Source organism: Amycolatopsis sp. DSM 110486, from assembly GCF_019468465.1.
Lineage (GTDB): Bacteria > Actinomycetota > Actinomycetes > Mycobacteriales > Pseudonocardiaceae > Amycolatopsis.
Genome location: NZ_CP080519.1, coordinates 3,808,591 through 3,820,838, shown reverse-complemented (window position 1 = coordinate 3,820,838; position 12,248 = coordinate 3,808,591). Strand labels below are relative to the sequence as shown.

The following is a 12,248-nucleotide window of genomic DNA, read 5'->3' as shown; positions in this document are numbered from 1 at the left end:
CTCCGGGTTGTGTGCGGGGACGAGTTCCAGGTCGTGGTGGTGCCTCAGCCGAAGTTCTTGTGTTCCCCGCGGTAAGTCGGCACGGTGCGGTCCAGTTGGTCGCCGCGGAGGAGGTGGTAGGCGTCGAAGCGTTCGGCGAGTTCGCCGGCCTTGGCGTGGCGCAGCCAAACGCGGTCGCCTAGCCGCAAGTCACGGGCGGCGGGGCCGGTGACGGGGGTTTGGACCTCGCCGGCGCCTTCGAAGCCGAGGAGTTTCAGACCGGCCGGGAAGTAGGGCGAGGGGACGCGCGAGGCGCCCGCGGGGCCCGAGGCGATGTAGCCGCCGGCGAACAGGGTGGCGACATCGCGGGCCGGGCGGCGGACGACGGGCAGCGCGAAGAGCGCGGCGGGGCGCGGGTGGAAGCGGGAGTAGCCGTCGAAGAGCGTAGGGGCGACGAGGCCTGAGCCGGCGGCGATTTCGGTGACGGCGGGTTCCGCGCCGGTCGTTTCGATGCTGCCGGTGCCGCCGCCGTTGACGAACTCGAGGTCGGCGATGTCGCGCACGGCGCGGACGACGGCGCCGCGGCGGCGCGAGATCTCGGCGGCTGAGCGGCGCTGCATCCAGCCGATCACGGAGTTGGACACGCCGCTGCCGGCCGCGTCGCCGAGGCCGGCGATCTGGCCTTCGTACGCCATCAGGCCCTTCAGCACGAAGCCCGGCCGCGCGGCGATTTCGCGGGCGAAGGACACGGCTTGTTTCACGGTGAACACCGGCGAGCGCCGCGTGCCGACGTGGACGCCGGGCAGCGGGCGCCATGACGCATCCAACTCGAGGCACACGCGGATGTCCGGGTGGCCGTGGCCGAGGGCGGCGTCGACGAGGTCCAGGTGCTCGGTGGAATCCACCATGATCGTGATGGCCGCGCGCGCTTCGTCCGACGCGGCGAGGCGGCGCAGGGCCTCGTAGTCGGCTGTCGGGTAGGCCACGACGATGTCGCGCGTCGTGCTCTGCTCCACGTGCCACACGGCCTCGGCGAGCGAGTAGCACATCAGGCCCTCGAAGCCGTCACGCCCGAGCACGCGTTCCAGCAGGTAGCGGCACCGGACCGACTTGCTGACCACCCGGATCGGCTTGCCGGCGGCACGACGCACGAGGTCGTCGGCGTTCGCGTCGAACGCGTCCAGGTCGACGATCGCGAAGGGCGGATCGAGGTCCTTCGTCGCGAGGTCGTAGCCGTTCGGAGAGGTGGTCACGGACTTACGGTACGACAACAACGCTTGAAACGCGAATCTCATTCACTTACTGTTCCAGCAACTACCGTAAGGACACTCAGCTCAGCGACGACAAGGTGCGCGATGACTCCGTGGAGCAACTGGGCCGGCACCGCCAAGGCCTCCCCGCAACGGGTGCACCGGCCCCGCAGCACGGCGGAGGTCGCCGATGTTGTGAGCGGTATCGCCGACGCCGGCCGCCGCGTGCGGCCGTGGGGCAGCGGCCACTCCTTCACGGCCATCGCCGTCGCCGAAAGCGACGCGCTCGACCTCACGCGCTGGACCGGCATCGAGACGGCCGACCTCGAAACCCATCGCGTGACCGTGCGCGCCGGAACCACGATCAAGCAGCTCAACGCCGAACTCGACGGCCTCGGCCTGGCCATGACGAACCTCGGCGACATCGACGCACAGACCATCGCCGGCGCGATTTCCACCGGCACCCACGGCACCGGCGCGCGCTTCGGCGGCATCTCGGCTCAGATCGTCGGGCTGCAGCTCGTGCTCGCCGACGGCTCCGTCGTCACCTGCTCCGCCGACGAGCGCCCGGACCTGTTCAACGCCGCCCGCGTCGGCCTCGGGGCTCTCGGCGTGATCACCACCGTCACCCTGCAGTGTGAACCCTCGTTCGTGTTGACCGCACAGGAACGGCCTGAGCCGCTGGAGCAGGTGCTCGAAGGCTTCGACGAGTTCGCCGCCGCGTGCGACCACTTCGAGTTCTACTGGTTCCCCTACGGCAAGAACGCCCTGGTCAAGCGCAACAACCGGCAGCCACTGGGCACCGAGCGCAAGCCGCTGTCGAAGCTGCGCCAGTTCGTGGACTACGAGCTCACGGAGAACGTCGCGTTCGGCGGCATCTGCCGGCTCGGCCGCGCGGTGCCGAAGCTCGTGCAGCCGCTCGGCGGGTTCGCCGCGCAGGTGCTTTCGGCGCGCGAGTACAGCGACCTCTCGCACCGCGTGTTCGTGACGCACCGCGGCGTGCGGTTCGTGGAGTCGGAATACGCGGTTCCACGTGAATCACTGCTCGACGTGCTTGCCGAGCTGCGCGCGCTCGTGCCGCGGCTCGAGAACCCGGTGATGTTCCCCGTCGAGGTGCGCGTGGCCGCGGCCGACGACATCTGGCTGTCCACGGCGAACGGCCGCGACTCGGCCTACATCGCCATCCACCAGTTCGTCGGCATGCCCTACCGCGAGTACTTCGCGGGCTTCGAGGCGATCGTCGCGCAGTTCGGCGGCCGCCCGCACTGGGGCAAAATGCACGACCTCGACGCCCACACCCTGCGCACGCGCTACCCGCACTTCGACGATTTCCTGAGCGTGCGCAAGGAGTGTGACCCGGCCGGCACGTTCACCAACACTTACCTGGACCGGGTGCTCGGCTCGATCTGATCAAAACCGGCCTGATCAAACCGGTCTGATCAGATCGGCTCGAACAGCGAGCTGACCGACTCGCCATTGTGGATCCGCCGCATCGCCTCGGCCATCGCCGGCGCGATCGACAGGATCTTCAGCTTCTCGCTGCGCTCCTCGACCGCGACCGGCACCGTGTTCGTGCAGACGATCTCCAGCACGTCTTCCTGGCTGCCGATCCGGTCGATCGCCTTGTCGGCGAACAACCCGTGGGTACAGGCGACGCGGATCGTGCGCGGCTTCAGCTCTCGCAGGCGGTCGAGCAGCTCCAGCACGGTGCTGCCGCGAGCGATCTCGTCGTCGAGCACGATCACGTCGCGGCCGGTGATGTCGCCGATCACCGAGGTGATCTCCACGCGGTCGTCGGCGTAGCGCTGCTTCGTGCCCGACGCGACGCGCGCGCCGAGCAGCCGCGCGAAATGCGCGGCTTCCTTCGCGTTGCCCAGGTCGGGCGAGACGACGGTGGCGTTGGACAGGTCGTACTGCCGGAAGTGCCGGGCCAGCTCGTGCAGCGCGTGCAGGTGGTCGACGGGCACCGAGAAGAAGCCGTGGACCTGCGGCGAGTGCAGCGTCATCGCGAGCACGCGGTCGGCGCCGGCGGTGACCATGAGGTCGGCCACGAGCCGGCCGCCGATGGAGATGCGCGGCGCGTCCTTCTTGTCCGAGCGCGCGTACGCGTAGTGCGGCATCACCACGGAGATGCGGGCCGCCGACGCGCCGCGCGCCGCGTCGAGCATCAGCAGCAGCTCCACCAGGTGCTCTTGCACCGGCTTCACCAGCGGCTGGATGATGAAGACGTCGCGCTCGCGGCAGTTGGCCTGCAGCTGCACCTGGAGGCAGTCGTTGGCGAAGCGTTCGACTTGCACCGGGAGCAGCGGCACCCCGAGGTGGGTGCAGATCTCCGCCGCCAGTTCGGGATGAGCGCTACCGCTGAAAACCGCGATGTCCCGCAAGGAAGGATTCCCCATCTCTGTGGTCCGGTGGGTACGGATCCAATCCTAGAGGTGCAGGTCAGAGCGCCGAGATCGCGTCCGCGATCGTGTCCTCACCGGAGATCAGCTCCAGCGTGCGGCGCGCGGTGGCCGGTGCGTCGAGCAGGGCGACGACCACGGCGGCGACGTCCTCCCGCGGCACGGCGGCGCGCCCGGTTTTGGGGGCGATCTTGACGTTGCCGGTGCCGGACTCGTTGGTCAGCGCGCCGGGACGCAGGATCGTCCAGTCGAGGTCGCGGGCCTTCAGGTCTTCCTCCGCGGCGGCCTTCGCGTGCAGGTAGGCGCGGAATACCGGGTCGAGGCCCGGCGCGTCGGGAGTGTCGGCGCCCATGGAACCGATCTGGATGAACCGGCGGACGCCCGCACTCTGCGCCGCCTCGGCGAACAGCGCGGCGGCCGCGCGATCGACGGTGTCCTTGCGCGCCTCGCCACTACCCGGCCCGGCGCCCGCGGCGAACACCGCCGCGTCGGCCCCGCGGAGCACCTCGACGACGGCGTCCACATCGGACTGCTCCAGGTCGAGCACCACGGTCACCGCTCCGGCGGCCAGCAGGTCGCCTTCGTGATCGGGGTTGCGCACGATCCCGACGGGCTGATCACCCCGCTCGGACAGGAGCTTCTCGAGACGAAGGGCGATCTGACCGTGTCCACCGGCAATGACGACTCGCATGATTCCGACGTTAGTCCGGTCGCGAAGCCCGCGCAGGTCGGTCAGTCGACGTCGGCGGGGACTTCGGCGGTGCGCAGCAGCAGGTCGTAGGCCATTTCGTTGACCCAGCGCGACACGGGGTCCTCGGCGAGGAGGATGCGCTCGGTGCGGCCCTCGAGGTCGAGGTCGACCTGGGCGTGGGGGTCGGCTGCGGCGATGGCGAGCCCATACGCGCGAGCGCGCGGCAGGCAGTTCGCCACGTAGTCTTCCGTCAGTACGGCAGGCGATGGGAGAACCATCGCGGCCTCGCCGTAACGTGCGAACGGAACCGCGGAGGCCATCGCGGTCCGCCAGTGCCGTGCGACCGCGAGGACGCCGATGATCTCGGCGGCCGGCGCGGGTGCGGTCGCAGCCAGCTCTGGCCAGGTCCAGGTGTCGACGGTGGCGCGATCGGCGACGGGACCGACACCCATCGCGATCCGCTCCGCGTGCACGTCGGTGCGAAGCCGGGCGACGATGCTGACCTTGCGGCCGAGCAGGGTCGCCTCGGGCAGCACAATGCCGTTCCAGCCCAGAAGGGCCGCGGCCTTGCGCGCCAGCTCGTCGACGCTCGCGGGGAGCTCGATCGGCGGCACCACCCGGCTCGGCATCGACCGGCTGCGCTTCGCGCCACCGGCGACCGTCGAGCGCTCGGTGTTCTGAGGTGTAGCCGCCACGAGTTCCGCCTCCTTCAACAACCTGTACCCCTGTGTGCCTTGTGAAACGGGCACATGACTTGAGTACCAGTGCGGCGGCACGGGGTCTTCACGTTGCACGAGTGGCTGCGATCGGCGGCGCTCAGCGGTCGGTGACCGGTCGGTAGGCGGTCGTCGGACTTCAGCCCGACCGTGCGGCCAACCGAGTGAGCCGGAGGTGAGTGGCGTTACGGACCGCCTATGAACGGCTACCCGCGGCCCGGAACTCCACCGTGGCAAAGAGTCCAGCGCGTTACGCCGTTCGGCGCAACCGTGCCGTGTTCCACTGTGGACGTCGCAGGTGGGAGGGGGTCACCCGGTTGGCGGTGACCTTCGCCGCAGCGGTGTCACACCGGCCCGGATTAGGGTTTGGCGACCGTCGATTTCCGTCGAGTTCTGTCGCGTGAGGAGCGAGCATGACGCAGATCCGGCCCCGCCGATCGGTGCTCTACATGCCGGGCGCCAACGAACGCGCGCTCGAGAAGGCCAAGACCCTGCCGGCCGACGCGCTCGTCCTCGACCTCGAGGACGCCGTCGCGCCGGACGCGAAGGAAGCCGCGCGCGAGCGGGTGTGCGCCGCGCTGGGGAGCTACGGAACGCGCGAGGTCGCCATCCGCGTCAACGGCCTCGACACCGAATGGCACGACGCCGACCTGCGGGCCGCCGCGTCCGCCGGCCCCGCCGCCGTGGTCGTGCCGAAGGTGAACTCGGCGGGCGAGGTGCACAACATCGAGCGCGCCCTGGAGCTCGGCGGCGCGCCCGAGGAGACGAAGATCTGGGCGATGCTCGAGACGCCCGTCGCGATCCTGCACGCCGAGGAGATCGCCGCCGCGTCGTCGCGGCTGACGGTGCTGGTGATGGGCACGAACGACCTGGCGAAGGAGTTGCACGCCGCCTTCATCCCGGGCCGCTGGCCGCTGCTTTCCGCGTTGTCGACCGCCGTCCTCGCCGCCCGCGCCACGGGCAAGGTCATCCTCGACGGCGTCTACAACGATGTGAAGGACACTTCGGGTTTCGAGGTCGAATGCCGCCAGGGCCGTGACTTCGGCTTCGACGGCAAGACGCTGATCCACCCGTCGCAGCTGGAGCCGTGCAACCGGATCTTCGCCCCGTCCCCCGCGGAGATCGACCACGCGCGCCGCGTGATCGCGGCCTTCGACGAGGCCCGCGCGGCCGGGCGGGGTGTGGTGACGGTGGACGGGCGGATGATCGAGAACCTCCACGTGGAGGAAGCGCAGCGGGTGCTGGCGCTGGCAGCGGCGGTCAGCGCCTGAATCCCAGGTGGACGGTCGGTCCTCAGCTGACCGGCCAGGGGTGCTGCTCTGGGCGCAGCCCTTCGTACGCGGCAGCAGCACGCAGGACGGCCAGGTCGGCGAAGCGGGGGCCCGCGATCTGCAGGCCGATCGGGATGCCGTCGGTGGTGTAGCCGCAGTTGAGGGCGATCGCGGGCTGGCCGGACATGTTGTAGGGCACCGTGAAGGGGATGTGTTCGAAGGGGCGCGCGGGGTCGTTGGTGGGGGACGCGGCGTCGAAGGCGGGGGCGGAGACGGCGCAGACCGGGGAGAGGACGACGTCGTAGGCGGCGGTGGCCTCCAGCGCCGCGGTGCTGATGCGGTCAATGCAGGCGAAGCCGCGGTAGGTGTCGAGGGCCGAAACCGAACCGGCGGCCTCGGCCCAGGTGGCGATGTAGGGCAGGACGCGGGCGCGGCGGTCGTCGGGAAGGGCGAGCAGGTCGGACCAGGCGCGGACGCGCCAGAAGACGTCGAGGCCGTCGAGGAGTTCGCGGGCGAGGAAGGGGTCGACCGGGGAGACGTCGGCGCCTGCGGATTCGAAGAGGGCTGCCGCGGCGGTGACGGCGGCGGTGATCTGCGGGTCGACGGGGAGGCCGACGCCGGGGTCGAGGTGGAGGCCGACGCGGAGGCCGCGCAACGAAGACTCCAGCGCGGTCCAGTCGAGGGTGGCCGGTGGGAGGCTGAGGTGGTCGCGGGCGTCAGGGGCGGACAGGACGCCCATCAGCAGCGCGGTGTCGGCGACGGTCCTGGTCAGCGGGCCCGCGGCGCGGCCGAGGAACGGCGGGTCCACCGGCACTCGGCCGAAGCTCGGCTTCAGGCCGACGAGGCCGCACCAGCCGGCGGGGAGGCGGATGGAGCCGCCGATGTCGGTGCCGACGTGGAGGGGTCCGTAGCCCGCGGCGGCGGCCGCGGCGGCGCCGGCGCTGGAGCCGCCGGGGGTGCGCGAGAGGTCCCACGGGTTGCGGGTCGCGGTGTGGAAGCTGGAAAGGCCGGAGGTGAGCATGCCGTAGTCGGGCATGGTCGTCTTGGCGAGCAGCACGGCGCCGGACTCGCGGACGCGCGCGGCGGCGGGGGCGTCGGCGGCGGCCGGGGTGAGGGCGGTGGCGGCGGTGCCGAGCGGGACGGGCGTGCCGCGGGTGGCGATGTTTTCCTTCAGCGTCAAGGGAACGCCGTCGATCGGGCCCAGCGGTTCGCCGGCGTGCCAGCGAGCTTCGGACTGCTTCGCGGCGGAGCGCGCTGAAGCTGCGTCGTACGCGTACAAGGCGTGCAGCTGCGGCTCGCGCGCCTCGATGCGGGTGAGAATGGCTTCGGTCGCCTCGACGGGCGACACCGTGCCTGCGCGGTAGCCCGCGACCAGGTCCACCGCGGTCAGGTCGGCCAGCTCCATCGTTACCTCCGATTCACGAAGCGGGTGGTTCGAAACGTCCGTCGACGGCGGTCCAGCCCCCGTCGACGGCGAGCACGGAACCCGTGACGAACGTCGAAGCGTCCGAAGCGAGGTACACCACGGCGCCGGCCAGCTCATCGGCGCGCGCCCAGCGGCCGAGGGCGCCCTTGGTGGCGTAGGCGTCGTACCAGCCGGGATTCTGCTTGATCTGCGCGGTGAGCGGGGTCTCGACGACGCCCGGCGCGATGGCGTTCACGCGGACGCCCGACGGCCCGAACTCCGCGGCGGCGGTGCGGAAGAGCTGCACGAGGCCGGCTTTCGTTGCGGAGTAAGGGCCTTGGCCCGGCTCGACGGTGGTGCCGCGAATCGAGGAGAACCCGATGATGCTGCCCCGGCCGCGCGCGACCATCGGCCCGCCGAACGCCCGCACCACCTCGAACGCGACGCCGAGGTTCAGCTCGACGACGCGGTCGAACTCCTCGCGGGTGTAGTCCAGCAGCCGCTTGCGAACGTTGACGCCGGCGGTGAGCACGACCGCGTCGAGCTCGCCCAGTTCCTCGGCCGCGCGCTCGACCGCACCCGGTTGAAGAAGATCGATCCCGTACACCTCGGCCACGCGGGTCTCCCGTGCGGCAGGAACGTCGCGGTCCGCGCAGATCACGTGCGCACCGTGCGCGGCCAGCGCCCGCGCGGCTTCGCGGCCGATGCCGCTTCCGCCGCCGAGCACCACGATACGGCGGCCGTCCAGGCGGAAGAGGTTTTCGTAGTTCACGGGCGTAGCACCGCCATCCTCGTCACGGTCAGTTCTTCCACGGCGAAACGGGGGCCTTCACGGCCGATGCCGGAGTCCTTGACGCCGCCGTAGGGCATGGTGTCGGAGCGGAAGCCGGGGACTTCGTTCACGACCACGCCGCCGACGTCGAGCTCGTCGAGGGCGCGGAAGGCAGTGCTGAGGGAGCGGCTGTAGACGCTGGCGTGGAGGCCGTAACGCGAGGCGTTGACGGCCTCGAAGGCGGAGTCCACATCGGACACCGTACGGAGGCAGACGACGGGGCCGAAGATTTCTTCGTCCCAGCATTCGACGCCGTCGGGGACGTCGGCCAAGACCGTCGGTTCCAGGACGCCGTCACGCAGAGAGCCGCCGGCCAGCAGCCGCGCTCCGGCGGCGGTCCCTTTGTCGACCCACTCGACGACACGGTCGGTGGAGCGGGGGTCGATCAGCTTGGACACGCGGGTGGCCTCCGAGCGCGGGTCGCCGACGACGACTTCGGACAGGCGAGCGAGTACCCGAGCCGTGAATTCCGTGGCCACCGAAGAGACGACCAGAACTCGCTGAACCGAGATGCAGGCCTGGCCGGAGGCGTAGAAGCCGCCCCTCAACACAGCGTCAGCCGCCGCGTCGAGGTCTGCGTCTTCAGCGACGACCAGAGCAGCGTTCGAGCCCAACTCCAGCAGAGTCTTGGTCGGGGCGGCGTCACGGGCGATCTGGTGGCCGACAGCGGCCGAGCCCGTGAACGACACCGCGCCGACACGGCGGTCGGTGACCAGGGCGGAACCGACCGAAGCGTCACCCGTGACCAGTTGCACCATGGCCGGGATGGGCGCCAGCGAGCGGACGAGGTGGACCAGCCACAACGTGGCCAAGGGCGTCTGCGGCGCGGGCTTCACGACCACCGGACAGCCGGCCGCGATGGCCGGCGCGATTTTGTGCGACGCCAGCAGCACCGGGTAGTTGAAGCCCGCGATCCCGACGACAACGCCGATCGGCTTGCGTTTCCAGAAGCCGACGAGGCCGTCGCCCGACGGGAGCAGGTCCAGGGGGACCGTCTCACCGTGCAGGCGGGACACCTCTTCGGCCGCGGCTTCCCAGGTGACGATCGTGCGCGCGACCTCGACCCGGCAGTCGACCAGCGGTTTTCCGGTTTCCCGGACCAGCAATGCTTCGAACTCGGCACTGCGCGAGCGCAAAGCAGCGGCCACGTCGTTCAGCAGCTGCCGACGCGTCCGCGAAGGCAGAGCCTCGACCTCCCGCGCGACAGCCACCGCCTCGTCGATCGCGCGCGTCGCCAACGCCGGCGTGCCGACCGGAGCCGAGCCGATCACACTGCCGTCATAGGGGAAAACCACGTCCGAAGTGTCCGAAGTAGACACCCAACCGGCGCCGATCGGCAGTCCCTCGGGGTAGTCAGGCATCCTCCGCGCTCCCTCCACTCGGCCCTCCAATCAGCCGGGCCAGCTCGGCGCGCAGGTTGGGCGCGGCGGCCAGCAGTTCCCGGGTGTACTCGTGCTGCGGCGTTTCGTAAACCTCCTCGACGTCGCCGATCTCCACGATCTCCCCGCGCCGCATCACGGCGACGCGGTCGCACACGTGCCGCACCACGCCGAGGTCGTGCGAGACGAAAACGAGCGTCAGCGAGAACTCCGCCACCAGGCGCGCCAGCAGGTCGAGGATCTGGCCGCGCACGGAGACGTCGAGGGCGCTCACCGGCTCGTCGGCCAGCAGCACGCTCGGGTTCGGCGCCAGCGCGCGGGCGATGGAGATGCGCTGGCGCTGGCCGCCGGAGAACTGGTGCGGGTAGCGCGAAGCGGCGTCGGCGGGCAGGCCGACGGCAGCCAGCAACGAGGCCACCCGCTCCGGCGACCGGCGGCCCAACGGCTCGGAAATGATGTCCCGCACCCGCATCCTCGGGTCGAGCGAACCCATCGGGTCCTGGAAGACGATCTGCATCGACGACCGCAGGAACCCCAGCTTCCGCTCCGGCAGGTTGTCGATCCGCCGCCCGGCAAAGGAAACCGTGCCCGACGTCGGCCGATCCAGTGCGGCGAGCAACCGCACCAAAGTCGACTTTCCGGATCCCGACTCGCCGACGATGCCGAACCGCTGACCGGCCTCGACGTCGAAACTCACGCCGCGCAACGCCTGAACATCCCGGCGCTTGTAGAACCGCGTCAGATCTCGAACCTCGATCATCGGACTCATCGGGAAGCCTCCAGATCAGAAGCCGCCAACAGAGCCTTCGTGTACGCATGCTGCGGTGCCGTCAGCACCGACCGCGCCGACCCGCGCTCCACGATCTCCCCGTCCAGCATCACCAGCACCCGCTCGCACACCGACGCCACCACCGCCAGGTCGTGCGTGATGAACAGCAACGCGGCCTCAGCGGACAACGAACTCTTGATCAACGACAGGATCTGCGCCTGCACCGTCACGTCGAGGGCCGTCGTCGGCTCGTCGCAGATCAGCAGCGACGGCTCGTTGGCCAGCGCCATCGCCAGCACCACCCGCTGCCGCTGCCCGCCCGAAAGCTGGTGCGGGTACGCCCGTGCGGTGCCCGGCAGCCCGACCGCCGCCAGCAGTTCCTCCGCCGAACGCCCCCGCCGGCCGTGCACGCGGAACGGCTCCGTCACCTGCCGGCCCACGCGCATCGCCGGGTTCAGGGCCGTCATCGGCTCCTGGAACACCATCGACAACCCGTTGCCGCGCAACCGCGACAGCTCGCGTTCGGACGCGCCCAGCAGCTCGCGATCGTTCAGCCGCACCGAACCCGTCGCCCTCAGCTCGTCCGGCAGCAGCCCCATGATCGACAGCGCCGTGAGCGACTTCCCCGACCCCGACTCGCCGATCAGCCCGACGCGTTCGCCCGCGCCGATCGAGAACGACACGTCGCGCACCAGGTCGGCGACCCGCAGGCCTTCCACCGTGAGAGTCATGCCCGGGCCGCCAATCGCGGGTCGAGCCGGTCGCGCAGCCCGTCGCCCAGCAGGTTGAACCCGAGCACCGCCACCGCGATCGCGACGCCCGGCACCAGCGCGAGCCGCGGGTGGACGGTCAGCAGCTCCTGCGATTCCTGCAGCATCCGGCCCCACGACGGCGTCGGCGGCCGCGTGCCGAAGCCGAGGAACGACAGCGCCGCCTCGGCCAACACGGCGATCGCGAACGACACCGAAGACTGCACGATCAGCAGGCCCGAGATGTTCGGCAGCACGTGGCGCGCGGCGATGTTCACGCGCGAGCGCCCGGCCGCGCGCGCCGCCAGCACGAACTCGCTGCTGCCCACCTGCAACGTCCCCGACCGCGCGATCCGCGCGAACGACGGGATGGTCGCGATGCCGATGGCGATCATCGCGGTGAGCGTGTCGGCGCCGAACACCGCGCCGAACATGATCGCCATCAGCAGCGCGGGAAACGCGAGCACGAGGTCGTTCCCGCGCATCACGAACTCGCCCAGCCACCGCGGCGCCAGGCCTGCCAGCACACCGAGCGGCGTGCCGATCACCGCGGCGATGCCGACCGCCACCACACCGACATACAGCGTGGTGCGGGCGCCGACCATGATCTGGCTGAACACGTCGCGGCCGAACTTGTCGGTGCCGAACAGGTGCTCGGCCGAAAAGCCCAGCAGCTTGTCGGGTGCGTTGACCTGCACCGGGTCGTACGGCGTCCACACGAACGACACCAGCGCGGCCAGCACCACGAGCGCCACCAGCACAGCGCCGAGCACGAGGCTGCGGTTTCGCACAGGAGTGAGCGTGG

Annotated in this window: 12 protein-coding genes; 2 read left to right on the top strand and 10 right to left on the bottom strand. The window is 70.5% G+C overall.

Going from position 1 to position 12,248, the window contains the following annotated elements; all coding sequences use genetic code 11:
* Positions 1-44: 44 nt before the first annotated feature.
* The gene (locus K1T34_RS18490) at positions 45-1,274 is read right to left on the bottom strand and encodes an amino acid deaminase/aldolase (protein WP_220245488.1); all 1,230 of its coding nucleotides are present in this window, start codon (positions 1,272-1,274) and stop codon (positions 45-47) included.
* A 60-nt stretch (positions 1,275-1,334) separates the two neighbouring features.
* Here K1T34_RS18490 and K1T34_RS18485 point away from each other — a divergent pair, with 60 nt between their 5' ends.
* Positions 1,335-2,639, top strand: coding sequence for a D-arabinono-1,4-lactone oxidase (locus tag K1T34_RS18485; protein WP_220245487.1), 1,305 nt, complete (start codon positions 1,335-1,337; stop codon positions 2,637-2,639).
* 29 nt (positions 2,640-2,668) lie between these two features.
* On the opposite strand, the gene K1T34_RS18480 is transcribed toward K1T34_RS18485, so the two are convergent.
* The 3 genes from K1T34_RS18480 to K1T34_RS18470 are packed head-to-tail and all read right to left on the bottom strand — an operon-like array spanning position 2,669 to position 5,017.
* Entirely contained in the window at positions 2,669-3,628 is a 960-nt protein-coding gene (locus tag K1T34_RS18480; protein WP_220245486.1) for a ribose-phosphate pyrophosphokinase, read from the bottom strand.
* Positions 3,629-3,671: 43 nt separating this feature from the next.
* Positions 3,672-4,322 (bottom strand): NAD(P)H-binding protein, encoded by a 651-nt coding sequence (locus K1T34_RS18475; protein WP_220245485.1) that lies wholly within the window; start codon positions 4,320-4,322, stop codon positions 3,672-3,674.
* Positions 4,323-4,363: 41 nt separating this feature from the next.
* A complete protein-coding gene (locus K1T34_RS18470; protein ID WP_220245484.1) occupies positions 4,364-5,017 on the bottom strand; it encodes a hypothetical protein in 654 nt (217 codons plus the stop codon).
* Between the two features lie 434 nt (positions 5,018-5,451).
* Here K1T34_RS18470 and K1T34_RS18465 point away from each other — a divergent pair, with 434 nt between their 5' ends.
* Positions 5,452-6,309, top strand: a complete 858-nt coding sequence (locus tag K1T34_RS18465; protein ID WP_220245483.1) for a CoA ester lyase — start codon at positions 5,452-5,454, stop codon at positions 6,307-6,309.
* A 22-nt stretch (positions 6,310-6,331) separates the two neighbouring features.
* Here the strand turns inward: K1T34_RS18465 and K1T34_RS18460 are convergent, their stop codons facing one another.
* The 6 genes from K1T34_RS18460 to K1T34_RS18435 are packed head-to-tail and all read right to left on the bottom strand — an operon-like array spanning position 6,332 to position 12,234.
* Positions 6,332-7,714: an amidase gene (locus tag K1T34_RS18460; protein ID WP_220245482.1), complete on the bottom strand. Its 1,383-nt coding sequence runs from the start codon at positions 7,712-7,714 to the stop codon at positions 6,332-6,334.
* Between the two features lie 13 nt (positions 7,715-7,727).
* Positions 7,728-8,486, bottom strand: a complete 759-nt coding sequence (locus tag K1T34_RS18455; protein WP_220245481.1) for an SDR family NAD(P)-dependent oxidoreductase — start codon at positions 8,484-8,486, stop codon at positions 7,728-7,730.
* Positions 8,483-9,907, bottom strand: coding sequence for an aldehyde dehydrogenase family protein (locus tag K1T34_RS18450; RefSeq protein ID WP_220245480.1), 1,425 nt, complete (start codon positions 9,905-9,907; stop codon positions 8,483-8,485). Before K1T34_RS18450 ends, K1T34_RS18455 begins: the two co-directional genes overlap by 4 nt.
* Entirely contained in the window at positions 9,900-10,685 is a 786-nt protein-coding gene (locus K1T34_RS18445) for an ATP-binding cassette domain-containing protein (RefSeq protein WP_220245479.1), read from the bottom strand. The genes K1T34_RS18450 and K1T34_RS18445 overlap by 8 nt, the downstream gene beginning before the upstream one ends.
* Positions 10,686-10,690: 5 nt before the next feature.
* Positions 10,691-11,425: an ABC transporter ATP-binding protein gene (locus K1T34_RS18440; RefSeq protein WP_220245478.1), complete on the bottom strand. Its 735-nt coding sequence runs from the start codon at positions 11,423-11,425 to the stop codon at positions 10,691-10,693.
* Positions 11,422-12,234: an ABC transporter permease gene (locus K1T34_RS18435; protein ID WP_255638577.1), complete on the bottom strand. Its 813-nt coding sequence runs from the start codon at positions 12,232-12,234 to the stop codon at positions 11,422-11,424. The genes K1T34_RS18440 and K1T34_RS18435 overlap by 4 nt, the downstream gene beginning before the upstream one ends.
* Between the last annotated feature and the right edge of the window lie 14 nt (positions 12,235-12,248).

Bases quoted from the DNA above. Each gene is read 5' to 3' on its own strand.
- K1T34_RS18445 (WP_220245479.1), bottom strand. From the start codon at position 10,685: ATGATCGAGGTTCGAGATCTGACGCGGTTCTACAAGCGCCGGGATGTT.
- K1T34_RS18460 (WP_220245482.1), bottom strand. From the start codon at position 7,714: ATGGAGCTGGCCGACCTGACCGCGGTGGACCTGGTCGCGGGCTACCGC.
- K1T34_RS18485 (WP_220245487.1), top strand. From the start codon at position 1,335: ATGACTCCGTGGAGCAACTGGGCCGGCACCGCCAAGGCCTCCCCGCAA.
- K1T34_RS18480 (WP_220245486.1), bottom strand. From the start codon at position 3,628: ATGGGGAATCCTTCCTTGCGGGACATCGCGGTTTTCAGCGGTAGCGCT.
- K1T34_RS18450 (WP_220245480.1), bottom strand. From the start codon at position 9,907: ATGCCTGACTACCCCGAGGGACTGCCGATCGGCGCCGGTTGGGTGTCT.
- K1T34_RS18465 (WP_220245483.1), top strand. From the start codon at position 5,452: ATGACGCAGATCCGGCCCCGCCGATCGGTGCTCTACATGCCGGGCGCC.
- K1T34_RS18475 (WP_220245485.1), bottom strand. From the start codon at position 4,322: ATGCGAGTCGTCATTGCCGGTGGACACGGTCAGATCGCCCTTCGTCTC.
- K1T34_RS18490 (WP_220245488.1), bottom strand. From the start codon at position 1,274: ATGAGATTCGCGTTTCAAGCGTTGTTGTCGTACCGTAAGTCCGTGACC.
- K1T34_RS18440 (WP_220245478.1), bottom strand. From the start codon at position 11,425: ATGACTCTCACGGTGGAAGGCCTGCGGGTCGCCGACCTGGTGCGCGAC.